Below are 13,381 nucleotides of genomic sequence, written 5' to 3'. Positions count from 1 at the left end.
GTGCTCTGAGGGCACCTGCGGACGGGGCCTCGGTCGAGCTGACGTGGCCCTGGATGTTGCTCTAACAGCGCGCGGCGGTGAGCGTCTGGCGCCCGGCGAGCAGCAGGGCGGAGTCCTCCTGCGGCGGATGGACGCGGGCACAGTAGACGTCACGCAGGTGCCGCTCGAGAGGGTTGTGCCTGGTCAGGCCCGGGTTGCCGATCGCCGCCACCGCGGTCTGCACGGCTGTGACAACGGCGCGCACGACCAACGGCTTGGCGACGAGGAAGCGCTGCGACGCGCTGGGGTCACCCTCGTCGAAACGACGGACCACCCCGTAGACGATCTCCTCGGCCTGGACCAGCTGCGCCTCGATCTCGCCGGCGATGGTCTGGATCCGTTCGGTCGTGGCGATGGGACGTCCCAGCGAGGTGGGTACGCGCTCGTTGGCGAAACGCAGGAAGAACTCCTGCGCGGCCCGGGCCACCCCGATGTAGAGCGCGGGCACGCCGAGCCCGACGGCGCCCAGGCCCGGGTCGGCGCGCTGCTCGGAGAGGGGCACGCCGCGGAAGTTCTCGAAAGGGATTTCCACGTCGGTGTAGATGACGTCGTGCGTGCTGCTCGCCCGCAGCCCGAGGTGGTCCCAGGTGCGCACGATCTCGATACCGGGGGTGTCGGCGGGGACGACGGCGTGCGCCAGCAGCGGGTCGGGGTCCTCGGTGGCCGCCCACACCAGGTGGTAGGCGAGGCCTTCCGAGCTTGTCGCAAAGCCCTTGTGCCCGTTGAGCAGCCAGCCGGTGGCGGTCCGCTGGATCTTCGTGGCCGGCAGCCCGCCGCGGGCGGGCGCTCCCCACTCTGGCTCGGCGCGGATGGCGTTCAGCAGCACCGGCCGCCGGCGGGAGTCGTCGACCACGGTGCGGTAGAGATCCTCCGGCCACCACGGGTCGATGTCCTCCAGCACGTGCTGGAAGATCGTCATCGCTGTGATCAGGGCGACCGACGGGTCGCCCCGGCCCAGCCACTGCAGGACCCGGACGCTGTCGGTGGCGCTGAGGCCCTGGCCGCCGTAGCGGGGTGCGATCCCCAGCCGCAGCAGGCCCGCGTCGTGCACGGCCTGGACGCCTTTCCAGGGGAACTCCGCGGAACGGTCGTACTCCTCGGCGGTGAGCGCGAGTCGCGCGCTCGTTTGGGCGAGCGCGTCGTCGGAGACGTCCACGACCGGCAGCGCGGCCACCGGACGGCCGGCGGCGGCAGGATCGATGTCGGGACGATCGGCGGCGGCAGAACCGGCAGCGGAAAGGTCGGAACGGTCGGCCGGGCCGGTCTGGGACCGCGATGACACGCTCACGACGCCACCTGCTGCCCCAGCCGGCCGGCCCGCGCGGCCGACGCTTCCCGCGCCTGTGCGCCCCGATCGCCGTGCGGGCCACCGTCGGAGGCGGCCGCCGGCACGGCCGGGCGGCCGCGCCCGGCGTCCTCCCGCACGATCTCGCCGCGACGGCCCGTCGCCGCGCGGTGGGCCAGTTCCTCGCGCACCAGTGGGAGGAGGTAACGGCCGTAGTCGATGACGTCGTCGAGGTTGTCGTACCCGCGGATCGAGATGAGCTCGGCACCGAGGTCGACGTAGTCGAGGATGGCGGCGGCGACGGTCTCGGGCGTCCCCACCAGGGCGGTGGAGGCGCCGGCGGCGTTGGTCGCGGAGGCCGTGGGCGTCCACAGCGCACGATCGTGCAGGTCACCGTCGCGGGCCACCCGCAGCAGCCGCTGGGAGCCGACGTTGGGCGGTTCCTTCGCGCTGGTGGCGCGGAACGCCGCGTGCGCGAGCCCGTTGTTGCCCCGCAGGACGTCGAGGATCCGGTGGGCCTTCTCCCAGGCCAGCTCCTCGGTGGGGGCGATGATCGGACGGAAGGTGACCCAGATGCGGGGGTGTCCTCCCGGCCGGCGAGGCGGGCCTGCTCGGTCACCGCGTCGATCTGCTCCCTGGTCTCCTTCAGCGGTTCGCCCCACAGGCCGAAGATGTCGGCCCGCGCGCCGCCCACCTGGTAGGCCTCCGGCGACGACCCGCCGACCGACACCGGGATGCTGCCGTTGACCGGCCGCACGACCGAGACGAAGTCCTCGAAGGAGTAGTAGGTCCCGGCATGGTCGAACGGCGTCGTCGAGGCCCACGCCCGGCGGAGGATGTCGATGTACTCGGCCTGTCGCGCGTAGCGTTCGGTCTTGCTCAGCCGGTCGCCCTCGCGGGCCTGCTCGTGGTCGTCCCCGCCCGCGATGAAGTGCACCACCGCGCGTCCACCGCTGAGCTGGTCGAGGGTGGCCAGCTGTTTGGCCGCGACCGTCGGGTAGATGGTGTTGGGCCGCAGCGCGACGATCGGCCGGAGCCGCTCGGTGAACTGTGTGATGGCCGTGGCGAGGGTGAACGGGTCCTGGAAGGAGGAGTGGTAGGGCACCAGTGTGTAGTCGAAGCCGCCGTCCTCCAGGGCCCGCGCGTAACGCCTGAGGAAGGGCACATCAATGGCCGGGAGACGGAGCCGGTTGAGCTCGTTGGACGGATTGATGTTTATGCCGCTGATGAATTCGACGGTCATGACGGTCCTCCGGATGCGCCGGACGGGTGGCTGATCGGCGCCGTTGACGCGGCTACGACCAGGGGGTCCAGCGCGCGATTTCGGGCAGGTCGGCGCCGGCCCGCAACCGTTCGAGGAACAGCACGACCACGGCCGCGGCTGTCCGGTGGGTGGCGTCGTTGAGGGCGTCGTGCTTGCCGCCGTCGATGGTGACGAACTCGGCGATGGGCGCGCCCGTGTAACGCTCTCGCGCGGCCGGCAGCGGGCTGAGCAGGTCGGCCGTCCCGTGCAGGCCGAGCACCGGTACGGCGACCCGACGAAGATCACCGTCGACGATCCAGGACCGGGATATCGGGACGGTCAGCGCGCCACGGCGCACCGACACGTCGGCGTCCAGCCGCGCCTGGTGGGTGGGGCAGGCGGTGCGCTCACCCAGCTCGGTCTCCCACTCCCATTCCCCGATGTCCGTGACGGTCGTCTCCCCGCCGGGAAGACCGACGAGGATGAGGCCGTCGACCCGCACCTTCCCGGCGGCGACCAGCGCCGCGGCGAATGCCGCGCCCGCGTCGGAGCCCGCCAGCACGCGCGGCGCGGGCAGGTCCGGGTCGGCCAGCAGACGGTTGATCTGGGACGTCACCGTCCGCTCGTGCGCGGTCGGGTCGCCGACCACCCGGACCCGGTAGCCGTCGAAGGCGATCCGGTTGCCGAACCGCTCGTAGAGCCCCGGATGCTCGCCCCGGCCGGCGATCAGGATCACCGTTCCCCGCGGCGCGACCGCCGGCGGGTTGTCCCACGCCGCCACCGTGGGCGCGACTGCGGCGGCGGCGAGCTGAGCTGACGTCATCGATCTACGTCCTTATGTCCGGTTGGGAGCCGATATCTGCTATGTCCGACAGGTGGAGATGGATGGGGGGATGGGCGAGGTGGCGGGCGTGACGGTGTGGCCCACGCCGGGCCCCGCGGCCCCGGCGCCGAGCCGGCCCGCGACAGCGCCTCGGCCGGTGGCCGGGAGCCTCCCGGGATGACGGGCGCATGCCGTGCCGACCGACGCGAGCCGACGGCGCGACCGGCAGCGGGCGCCGGCACCGGGCCGGGAACCGCCAGGAGCCGGCGCCGACGTGTCACCCGGACGAACCGGACGATCGAAGCGATCCGAACGACCCGATGACCCCGATGACCCCGATGACCCCGATGACCCCGATGACCTGGACGATCTGTCATGGCTCGGCCGCCGGTCGCCGGATCAGGCCGGGCGGTGACGCGCCGGTGTCACCGGACGGAACAAGGCACGGGACAACAGGCGGAGGTGACGGTCCCGAAGTCGATGACGCGCCTGCGGGTCAGGACGTGCTGCGCGATCCGGCGTCGCGGTGGGCTATAGAAAGCAACACGGAATGTAAGCGGTCCGTGCTGCCGCACACCCCGTTTCCTGACCATGGCCATCAGAATGGTGCCGTTTCCCGTGGATGTCCAACGCGGATCCACGATCAGACCTATTACGAAATGAAATCAGTCGCGCTATCGTGCGCTGTGCCCCCCGTACTGGACCTCACGGCCCTGCGCAGCCTCACGGCGATCGCCGACTACGGCGGCTTCCGCCGTGCCGCGGAGGCGTTGTGTATCTCGCAGTCGGCGGTGAGCCAGCATGTGCGCCGCCTGGAGAAAGCGGTCGGCCGGCCGCTGGTCACCCCGGACGGCCGCGGCACACGCTTCACCCCTGATGGTGAACTACTCGTCGCCGTGGGGCGACGGATCCTCACCCTGCACGACGACGCGCTCGAACAACTGGGCGTGGACGCGGTGCTGGCGGGCCAGTCGACCATCACCATCGGGTCGACCGAACACGCCGCCGACCATCTGCTCCCGCTGGTGATGTCCGCGCTCACCACGGAGTTCCCCGACGTCCAGGTCAGGTTCCGGCTCGACCGGGGAGCCCGCATCAACGAGGCACTCGACCGGGGCAGCATCGACGTCGCCGTGCTCATCGGGGAGGGGAACGCCGCCACGGCCCGTCCCGCCGGCCAGCTGCCGCTGGCCTGGTTCGCGGCCACCGACTGGGCGGCGCCCCCGCCGGAACGGCCGCTGCCACTGGTGGCCATCGACGATCCGTGCACCATCCGTAGCCAAGCGTTACGGGTGCTGGCCCGGGCCGGGCGCACAGCCTCGGTCGTCGGTGAGGCCGGATACCTCGCCGGCGTGCTGCACGCGGTCCGCGCCGGCGTCGGTGTCGCGCTGCTCGCCGATGTCGGGGCGGTGCCGCAGGGACTGGAACGTCGTGACGATCTGCCACCGGTCGACCCCGAACCACTCCATGTCCGCGCTCGCCGCAGCGCCCATCCCCGGCTGACACATCTGATCGGCAACGCGGTGCGCACGGCGCTGGACGAACGTCCCCGCACACCGTCCTCCGACTGACCGGCATCCTGGCCCGGCGTCCTGAGCCGGTGTCGCCGCCGGCCGCCGCTCGCCGCGACGGCGCCCCGACCGGCGGGCGGCGACGATCGGCGTCACCCGGCCGTGAGAGGCTGGCCCGGATCGGAACGCCGATGCCGCCGATCCCGATCTCTTCCGAAAGGGGACGCGCCACCCATGTCGACGCTGCTGGTCACCGGAGCCGCCGGGTTCATCGGGTCGAACTTCGTCCGCTACTGGCGTGAGCGGCACCCCCGGGACCAGGTGGTCGCGCTGGACGCGCTGACCTACGCCGGCTGCCGGGACAACCTCGCCGACGTGCTGGCGGAGATCACGTTCGTGCACGGGGACATCCGGGACCGCGGGCTCGTCGAGTCGCTGCTGCGGGAGCACAAGGTCGACGTGGTGGTCAACTTCGCCGCCGAGTCGCACAACAGCCTGGCGATCATCCGTCCCGGCGACTTCTTCTCCACCAACGTCATCGGCACCCAGACGCTGCTGGAGGCGGCCCGCACGGTCGGGGTGGCCCGCTTCCACCAGATCTCGACCTGCGAGGTCTACGGCGACATGGACCTCGACGACCCCGGCGCGTTCACCGAGGACTCCCCGTACCTGCCGCGGACGCCGTACAACGCGGCCAAGGCCGGTGGCGACCACGCGGTACGCGCCTACGGCCTGACCTACGACCTGCCGGTGACGATCACGAACTGCTCGAACAACTACGGGCCGTACCAGTTCCCGGAGAAGGTCATCCCGCTGTTCGTCACCCGAGCCCTGCAGGGCGAGAACCTGCCCCTGTACGCGTCGGTGCGCAACCGCCGCGAGTGGCTGCACGTCGCCGACCACTGCCGGGCGATCGACGCGGTGCTGGAACGGGGCCGGCTCGGCGAGACCTACCACGTCGGCAGCGGTGTCGAGGCCGACATCGAGACCATCGCCAACACCATCCTCGCCGAGCTGGGCCTGCCGGAGTCGCTGAAGACGATCGTGCCGGACCGCCCGTCCCACGACCGGCGCTACCTGCTCGACTCGACCAGGCTGCGCACCGAACTCGGCTGGGCGCCCGAGATCGGCTTTGCCGACGGGATGCGGGCAACCGTCGCCTGGTACCGCGACAACGAGGCGTGGTGGCGGCCGCTGATCGGCCGCTCCCCCGTCTCGGAGACCGCCTGGCGCTGACCCCGCCCACAGCCCCGGCCGGGCCAGGCGTGGGAGAGCCGGGGTGCGGCTCTCCCGGCAGGTCCGGATGCCGGGCCCGCCGCGGGACGGCCGTCCACAATCAACAGCGTCAGATCGTGCTCCCGGCCTGTTTCCAGGCGCGGGCCCGGGCGAGGAAGGACCGGACGCCGTCCGCGTTCGCGTGGCCGGCCCGCAGCGCGAGCAGGGTCGCCGCCAGCGGACGGCCCACCGCCCGGAACGGGCGAGGCGCCAGGTCGAAGGCGGTGCCGGCCCGGTCGAGCGCGGATTCCACGTCGCCACGGCGGGCGTCGGCGACGGCCAGATGGGCGAGCGCGACCGCGACGAATCCCGGCCGGTCCATCGCAGTCAGCGCGGGCAGGGCGACGTCGGCGTAGTCCGTGGCGGCGCCGTGGTCACCGGCCGCCGCGGCGGCGATCAGCCCGTGGTAGGCGACCTCCACCGGGTGGACGGCACCGGGATCCTCCCCGCCAGGAGTCCCCCGCTGCTCGGCCGGCAGCGAGAACGCCTGGCCGATCGCCCGGTCCGCGATCCTGGCCACCTCGTCGGGACGCCCGCCGGGCAGGACCGCGACCGCCCGCGCCTGCAGCGCGAGCGCGGCGATGGCAACCGGGGTGCCGTTGGCCTGGCGCTGACCGTCCACGGCGAGCCGCAACGCCGACTCCGGATGCTCCTCGTACAGCTCGATCATTCCGGCGATCTTCCGGGCGTAGCCGACGGCTAACGCGTCGCCGGCGGACCGGCCGTGCCGGTAGGCGGCCTCGGCGAGCCGCCGGGCCTGGTCGATCCGGTCGGTGTTGAACAGCGCGTCGGCGCGCAACGCCTCGACATGGGCCAGGGTGGCACCGGCAGCCCGGCGCTGCACCGGGGCCACCCGACGCTCGGACAGGCGGACGACCTCCGCGTAGAGCGCGTCCAGTCGCGGCAGGGATTCGGTCAGCGGAATGTCCTCGTACTCGGAGACCAGTACTCGGAAGCGCGTGTCGGCGTCCGCCAACTCGTCGACGAACGGCGACATCGTCACTGCGCCGCCAGCGGCGAGAGCGGCCAGAACGGCGAGCTGCCGTCGGCTCGGGGCCGCTGTGTCCACCGTGATGACCTCCCTGACCTGGGCCTCTGGCCAGTGTCGGGCCATCTTCGCTGATCGTGCCGTTGATTGAGCATGCTTACTCCCCGTGTCGCTACGATCTGTACATATAACCGTAGCGACACGAGACGCTCGCCGTGCGTATACAGGGGGGTCTGTCTCGGGCCAGGTGTGTTCTCCGTCCCACCCCGACACGCTCTCCCCGGCGCGCTCCCCCTCGGCGCGGCGATCCTCAGGGGTGGGCTGGCGCGCTCGCCCGAGAACGCAGCACGAGGGAGCCCGCGAACAGGCCGACGCTGATCGCGAGCTGCGCGAACCACCAGGCCGCCACATCATGATGGCCCGAGGCCGGGCACAGCGCCGAGAGCGCCACAAGCCCGGCGCCCGCGTAGGTCGCCGCCCCGAGCCCCCAGCGACGGCCGGCAAGCAGCGCGACGAAAGTGAGGTGGTCCCCGTTCTTCGGACAGTGATCCCTATGCGGGATAATTGATCCGTGAGCGGAGGAGATTGATGACTGAGTCCCGGAGGCGGTTCACGCCCGAGTACAAGGACGAGGCAGTGAAACTCGTCATCGATTCGGGTCGGCCGGTATCGGCGATCGCGAAGGACCTCGGTATCAACGAGGGAACCCTGGGGAGCTGGGTGGCCACCTGGCGTCGGGCCCACCAAGGCGAAGAAGAACCGCTGTCGATGTCCGAGCGTGCCCGGCTACGGGAGCTGGAGAAGGAGAACCGGGAACTCCGGATGGAGCGCGAGTTCCTCTCAAAAGCGGCAGCCTTCTTCGCGCAACGCCATCAGTGATCGATAAGTTCGAGCTGATCGCCGCGGAGAAGGACAACTACCCGATACGCAAAATGTGCCAGTGGCTCGTGGTGTCGACGTCCGGTTTCTACGACTGGTACCAGCGACCGGTGTCGTCCCGGACCCGCCGGCACACCACCCTGGACACCCAGGTGCGGGCGTTGTTCGCCGCCTCGCGCCAGACCTACGGCGCGCGGCGGATCGCCGCCGCTCTGACCGCGTCGGGCCAGCCCACCTCGGTCCGCCTCGCCCGACGGATCATGCGCCGAGCAGGGCTGAAGGCCTGCCAGCCCAGGGCCTACCGCCGCACCACGATCCCCGGCCAGGCGCCGGTGCCCACCGACCACGTCCGCCGCGACTTCACCGCCACCCGCCCCGGGGCCAAGCTCGTCGGTGACATCACCTATGTCCGTACCGGCGAAGGCTGGCTGTATCTCGCCACGGTCATCGACTGCTATTCACGGAAGGTTCTCGGCTGGTCGATGGCCAGTCACATGCGGACCGAACTCGTCGTCGACGCATTCACCATGGCCGCGTCCCGCACCACCCTTGCACCGAACGCGGTTTTTCACTCGGATCGCGGTACGCAATACACGTCCGACGCCTACCATCGCACGCTGGCACGACACGGCGTGCGACCTTCCGTAGGCGCCACCGGAGTGTGCTGGGACAACTCCGCCGCCGAATCCTTCTTTGGCACCCTGAAAAACGAACTCGTCTATCGGGAAATTTACCTAACCCGTCGTGCCGCCCGCAGTGCGATCGCCGAGTACATCGAAGTCTTCTACAACCGGCAGCGACTCCACTCCACCCTCGGCTACCACACCCCGGAACACGTCGAACGTCTCTACCTGACGAGTCGGACATCAATACCAGAGGCGGCGTAAAGCTGATATAGTCCAGTTATCGCGTGTCCGTAGAATGGGCAGCACCTCAAAAGCCACGAACAGCAGCACCAGGGTGACATCACCGATGACCCCGATCAGGACCGGCGTCCGCTCCACCGCCTGCGGGCCATCGGGAACCGGTTCGATCATCGTGGCGACAACGGTCCCGACGGCAAGAACGACAGCCCACCAACGCAGCACAGCCGACCGAACAGCACCGGCGGCAGCCGGCCCCACCCGCGACCTCGACCCCGCCGGGACCGACAAGGGGGGACGAGCGCAGGGCATCCGGACGCCCCTGCCAGCCCTCGACTTCCCGCCCGGCCAGCCGCACGCCCCCACCGGCCCCGCCGGCCTCACCAGTTCCGCTAACGCTGCCAACCCCGTACACAGACGTCTGCCAACGGGCTGTCTCGGACTCCAGCTCAGTAGTGATCGTCATATTTCCACGATAGGCCCGCCCTCCACCCCACACGCCCCCGCGCTAACTTGCCGACACCTCCCCCAGCGCCACCCACCGAGAAAACGACATGCCCAGGCGCGCTGGCAGGCTGCTGTGAATCGTCCCCTACAGCGCGACAAACGCGGCAATTCCCGACTCCATCCCCGAACCGCCCACAGACCCCGAGCCCTCGCCGCACCCCTCCACCGCGGGGGCCGGTATGCGTCGTGGCCCCCGATGATTCTGTATGCCCTGTGATGCGGCATGATGCGCAACGTCATTGAGCAACACGGGGGGCGGCCATGGCACGACGGCGGCGGTGGGACGAGATGAGCCCGCAGGAAAAGCGGCAGGGCTGCGGCTGCCTGATCGGGACGTTCGCCATCCTGGTCATCATCGGTGCGATCGCCTCGGCCGGAGGCGACAGCGAGAAGCCGACGGCCGCCGCGGCCAGCACGACGGCCGCCACCAGCCCACCGGCCAGCCCCGCCGCGGCCGGCACCTGGTACGACGGCACCGCCGATCTGCGCGGGCAGATCGCCGCATCGGCCGCGGCCGTCCGCCAGCACATCGCCGCCCATGACGGCACCTCCCTGCGGCCGGCATGCCAGACCCTCGCCACCCTGGCACAGACCGCCCGCGGCTACCCAGCCGCTCCGGACGCCGAGGCCCAGCAGGTGTTCCACGTCGGCGCCGGCTACTATGCCGATGCCGCCCAGTGGTGCGACAAGATCTGGACCGGCGGAGGCACCGTCGCCCTCACCGTGCTGTGGGAGCGGACGACCAACGCCCTCGACAACGGGGACGAACGCTGGCAGGAACTGGCACGCCGGGTCGGCGGCACGGTCGCGACCGCCGCGCCGGTGACCACGGCCCCCGGTCCGCAGGCAACAGCTACGGCGCCGGCCGCGACCACACCGGCGAGAACCACGACCGCCCCGCGGCCAGCGTCAACCACGCCTAGGCCGCCGGCACCCGCTCCGGCACCGGCTACGACAGCCAGCGGCGTCTACTACAGGAACTGCGACGCGGCGCGCGCGGCCGGCGCAGCGCCGATCCATCGTGGTGAGCCCGGATACCGGGCTGCCCTCGACCGCAACAACGACGGCGTCGCTTGTGAGGACACCTGACTGACCTGAGCGCGTTCGCGTCCCAGGTCGACACGTTTCAATCCCTCCAGGGATGATCACGGACCCGAAGGTAAACGCGCAGGTCGTGGGGTGTTTGCGGGGCTGGCTGGTGGGGGGTTTTACAGCGATCCGGCGGTAGTGCAGAGCCCCAGGTCACAGCCATGATCCTTACCTTAGAGGATCGTGCCCCGGCTGCCCGTCGCGTGTTCGGGGCAGGTGGTCTCCAGAGGGTAGGGGCGCGGAGAGTGCGTCCGGTAGATCCGGATCAGATGCTGCCACAGGAAAGATCAGAACAGGTACGCGGCGCGGAGAGGAGGGTCTGGCTCTGGGGAGTGGGCGGCTCTCCTTTGAGCGTGCCGCTGAGTATGCCGCGCTGAACGCTGCGCAGACGCCTGCGGCAGTGGAGGGTTCCCACTTTCGTGGACAGTCCTAACTATGCAGCACGAAGTGTTTGTCCGTCAAATTCTTCCTCGAACTCGACAGGCGTGAGATAGCCGATCGAGGAGTGCAACCGCTGCCGGTTGTAGTAGATCTCGACATATTCGAAGATCCCCGCCCGGACGCGGTCTATGGTATCGAACGGGTGGAGGTGGACGAACTCCTTCTTGAGGGTGGCCCAGAAGGACTCCGCCGCGGCGTTGTCGAAACAGATCCCGGTACGGCCGACGGAGTTTCGGACGTTGTTGTCGCGACAGAAGGCGACGAACTCACGGCTGGTGTACTGACCGCCTCGGTCGGCGTGGAATATGACGCCGCCGGGTGGCCGCCGGCGGGTGACGGCCATACGAAGCGCGTCGAGAACGAGTTCGGTGCGCATGTGATCGGCGACCGCCCAGCCGACGATCTTCCGAGAGAACGCGTCGATGACGGAGGCCATGTACACCCAGCCATCCCAGGTGCGAATATATGTTATGTCGCCGTACCACAACTGGTTCGGTGCGGACGCGGCGAAGTCTTGGCCGACAAGATCAGGCAGCGATGAGGAGTCCGCGGCCTGCACCGTCGTCACCGGCCGGCGGGGACGCGGATGCACGCTGACCAGGCCCATCGTCGCCATCAGCCGCTGGACCCGCTTGTAGGCGACGGCGACGCCCTGGCGGCGGATCTCGTGGAAGATCCGCCGCACGCCGTACCGCCCCTCGTGACGGTCGAAAACAGCTCTGATCATGGTCGACAAGGTGGCGTCGTCCTTCTCCCTCCGAGACGGGCCGCGTTTCTTCCACGCATAGTAGCCCTGTCGGGACAGGTCGAGTTTCTTGCACATGTAGTCGACGGGAAAGGTGTTCGCGCCGTCGGCGGACACAGGCTTCTTCGGAGCGTGTATCGAGATGAACTCGAACTTTACTTCTGCTCGCTCGCGAAGAAGCTCGCCGCTTTTTTTAGGAAGGCGATGTCCATCTGCGCCTGCGCGTACTTCTTCCGGAGCTCCTCAAGTTCCGCGCGCTCCGACACCGACAGCGGCCGCTCCTCGGTCTCGCCGTTCTCCTTCGCCTTCTTCACCCAGTTTCCCAACGTGGTCTCGTGGATACCCAGACTCTTCGCGACCTCGGTCACCGACCGGCCCGAGTCGAGCACCAACCTTACTGCCTCGGATTTGTACTCCTGGGTGAACTTCCGGCGAGCTGACCCCATGACGCTCCTTCCCTATGGACAGCGAACCTCAGGTTCGCTGTCCACGGAAGCGGGATCACTCCAGCAGATCTTGAAAACGAGGGGTGTGTCACCGCACTTCCAGGAGGGTCTTGCCGATGGTGGCTCGGGACTGGACGGCTGTGTGTGCGTCGGCTGCTCGTTCCAGGGGGAAGCGTTGGCCGATCACTGGGCGCAGGCGGCCGGCCGCCGCCTCCGCCAGTGCGGTTTCGACGAACTCGCGTAGCTCCTCCGGCGTCGGCCGCGGCCGTATCAGCGTCACCGCGCGATCCGCGGCGGTCTCGTCGGGGATGTCCGTCCATGCGCCGCTCGCGAGACCGAAAACGACCATTTGGCCGCCGCGGTCGAGCAGGTCGAACGCTGATCGGCCGATGGTGCCGCCGACTCCGTCGAAGACGACGTCCACCCCGCCGACGGCCTCCCGGACACGTTTGTCCCACCCGGGCTCCCGGTAGTCGACCGTCGCCTCGGCGCCCAGCTCGCGGGCCAGTTCGACCTTGCGTCTCCCGCCGGCTGCCGCGACGACTCGGGCGCCGGCCGCCCGCGCGAGCTGAACGAGCAACGTGCCGACGCCGCCAGCCGCCGCCTCGACCAGAACCCGTTCCCCGCCACGTAGGCCGGCCATGCGGATCAGCATCACCGCCGTGCATCCATCGGCCATCAGCGCCACCGCGCTGTCAAGACCGAGGCTGTCGGGGACCTCGACGAGGCCGCCGGCATCTACCACCGCGCGCTCGGCATAGCCACCGGAACCGCCGGTAGCGCTGACCACCCGCCTGCCGACCAGGGCCTTGTCGACGTCCGCGCCGACCGCCGTGACCACACCACCCACGCCGTTACCCAGGATCATCGGCAGCTTCGCCGGGTACGGTCCGGCGCCGTTGGCCCGGAACTGGGTGTCCACGAAGGTGATGTTGGCGAACGCCACCTCGATCAGCGCCTGCCCGGGCCCGGCCACCGGGTCCGGGGCGTCGCCCGCGACCAGCACCTCCGGCCCGCCGAACCCCTTCAACCACACCGCGCGCACAGGACTCCTCCCGATCAGCTCACGTTCCCGGAGCACACATCCCCCGCAGCCAAGCCCACAACCTCACCCTTGGTTCAGGTCAAGCGCCGTTTCCGCGCCCTGGAACACAGGCCCGACGACCTCGACCTACAGATGCCATCGATTAGATGCCATCGATTAGCCAGCTAAATTGACTACTTACCGCAGCAAGGCGGCTACTTTC

At 69.8% G+C, this 13,381-nt stretch carries 12 protein-coding genes and 1 pseudogene; 4 read left to right on the top strand and 9 right to left on the bottom strand.

All coding sequences use genetic code 11. The features are described from left to right. Nucleotides 1-61: 61 nt before the first annotated feature. The 3 genes and pseudogenes from FSYMDG_RS08450 to FSYMDG_RS08440 all read right to left on the bottom strand — a co-directional run bounded on the left by FSYMDG_RS08450 (nt 62) and on the right by FSYMDG_RS08440 (nt 3,390). Nucleotides 62-1,327, bottom strand: coding sequence for an acyl-CoA dehydrogenase family protein (locus tag FSYMDG_RS08450; protein ID WP_013873135.1), 1,266 nt, complete (start codon nt 1,325-1,327; stop codon nt 62-64). Continuing rightward, nucleotides 1,324-2,567 (bottom strand): annotated as a pseudogene (locus FSYMDG_RS08445) (LLM class flavin-dependent oxidoreductase). The gene FSYMDG_RS08450 and the pseudogene FSYMDG_RS08445 overlap by 4 nt, the downstream one beginning before the upstream one ends. A gap of 52 nt (nt 2,568-2,619) precedes the next feature. Continuing rightward, nucleotides 2,620-3,390, bottom strand: coding sequence for an alpha/beta hydrolase (locus FSYMDG_RS08440; RefSeq protein WP_013873134.1), 771 nt, complete (start codon nt 3,388-3,390; stop codon nt 2,620-2,622). A 686-nt stretch (nt 3,391-4,076) separates the two neighbouring features. Here FSYMDG_RS08440 and FSYMDG_RS08430 point away from each other — a divergent pair. Both FSYMDG_RS08430 and rfbB read left to right on the top strand, forming a co-directional pair. Next, entirely contained in the window at nt 4,077-4,961 is an 885-nt protein-coding gene (locus FSYMDG_RS08430; protein ID WP_013873133.1) for a LysR substrate-binding domain-containing protein, read from the top strand. A 174-nt stretch (nt 4,962-5,135) separates the two neighbouring features. Further along, complete coding sequence (rfbB, locus tag FSYMDG_RS08425) at nt 5,136-6,137, top strand: dTDP-glucose 4,6-dehydratase (RefSeq protein WP_013873132.1); 1,002 nt, start codon at nt 5,136-5,138, stop codon at nt 6,135-6,137. A gap of 109 nt (nt 6,138-6,246) precedes the next feature. Here rfbB and FSYMDG_RS08420 read toward each other — a convergent pair whose 3' ends face one another. Together FSYMDG_RS08420 and FSYMDG_RS25995 are read right to left on the bottom strand one after the other, a co-directional pair. Then, nucleotides 6,247-7,245: a hypothetical protein gene (locus tag FSYMDG_RS08420; protein WP_013873131.1), complete on the bottom strand. Its 999-nt coding sequence runs from the start codon at nt 7,243-7,245 to the stop codon at nt 6,247-6,249. A 229-nt stretch (nt 7,246-7,474) separates the two neighbouring features. After that, the gene (locus tag FSYMDG_RS25995) at nt 7,475-7,615 is read right to left on the bottom strand and encodes a hypothetical protein (protein ID WP_157490993.1); all 141 of its coding nucleotides are present in this window, start codon (nt 7,613-7,615) and stop codon (nt 7,475-7,477) included. A gap of 137 nt (nt 7,616-7,752) precedes the next feature. Here FSYMDG_RS25995 and FSYMDG_RS08410 point away from each other — a divergent pair. Continuing rightward, a protein-coding gene (locus FSYMDG_RS08410) for an IS3 family transposase (RefSeq protein WP_085948540.1) occupies nt 7,753-8,930 on the top strand; the annotation gives its coding sequence in 2 pieces (ribosomal slippage) (nt 7,753-8,014 and nt 8,014-8,930; 1,179 coding nt in all). On the opposite strand, the gene FSYMDG_RS08405 is transcribed toward FSYMDG_RS08410, so the two are convergent. Further along, a complete protein-coding gene (locus FSYMDG_RS08405; RefSeq protein WP_013873130.1) occupies nt 8,910-9,167 on the bottom strand; it encodes a hypothetical protein in 258 nt (85 codons plus the stop codon). The genes FSYMDG_RS08410 and FSYMDG_RS08405 overlap by 21 nt on opposite strands. Before the next feature lie 534 nt (nt 9,168-9,701). Between FSYMDG_RS08405 and FSYMDG_RS08400 the strand changes: the two genes are divergently transcribed. Further along, on the top strand, nt 9,702-10,502 hold the full coding sequence (locus FSYMDG_RS08400) for an excalibur calcium-binding domain-containing protein (RefSeq protein WP_083828461.1): 801 nt from the start codon (nt 9,702-9,704) through the stop codon (nt 10,500-10,502). 433 nt (nt 10,503-10,935) lie between these two features. On the opposite strand, the gene FSYMDG_RS24230 is transcribed toward FSYMDG_RS08400, so the two are convergent. From FSYMDG_RS24230 to FSYMDG_RS08385, 3 genes are all read right to left on the bottom strand, one after another. Continuing rightward, the gene (locus tag FSYMDG_RS24230; protein WP_237703111.1) at nt 10,936-11,826 is read right to left on the bottom strand and encodes an IS3 family transposase; all 891 of its coding nucleotides are present in this window, start codon (nt 11,824-11,826) and stop codon (nt 10,936-10,938) included. Nucleotides 11,827-11,843: 17 nt separating this feature from the next. Further along, a complete protein-coding gene (locus FSYMDG_RS28160; RefSeq protein WP_043602641.1) occupies nt 11,844-12,134 on the bottom strand; it encodes a transposase in 291 nt (96 codons plus the stop codon). A gap of 88 nt (nt 12,135-12,222) precedes the next feature. Further along, nucleotides 12,223-13,179: a zinc-binding dehydrogenase gene (locus tag FSYMDG_RS08385; protein ID WP_013873128.1), complete on the bottom strand. Its 957-nt coding sequence runs from the start codon at nt 13,177-13,179 to the stop codon at nt 12,223-12,225. Nucleotides 13,180-13,381: the final 202 nt, after the last annotated feature.

It is taken from the genome of Candidatus Protofrankia datiscae, assembly GCF_000177615.2.
Classification (GTDB): domain Bacteria; phylum Actinomycetota; class Actinomycetes; order Frankiales; family Frankiaceae; genus Protofrankia; species Protofrankia coriariae.
Note: the sequence above shows the minus strand (reverse complement) of the source record. Positions and strands in the feature narration are given on the sequence as shown.

Bases quoted from the DNA above. Each gene is read 5' to 3' on its own strand.
- FSYMDG_RS28160 (WP_043602641.1), bottom strand. From the start codon at position 12,134: ATGGGGTCAGCTCGCCGGAAGTTCACCCAGGAGTACAAATCCGAGGCA.
- rfbB (WP_013873132.1), top strand. From the start codon at position 5,136: ATGTCGACGCTGCTGGTCACCGGAGCCGCCGGGTTCATCGGGTCGAAC.
- FSYMDG_RS08440 (WP_013873134.1), bottom strand. From the start codon at position 3,390: ATGACGTCAGCTCAGCTCGCCGCCGCCGCAGTCGCGCCCACGGTGGCG.
- FSYMDG_RS08400 (WP_083828461.1), top strand. From the start codon at position 9,702: ATGAGCCCGCAGGAAAAGCGGCAGGGCTGCGGCTGCCTGATCGGGACG.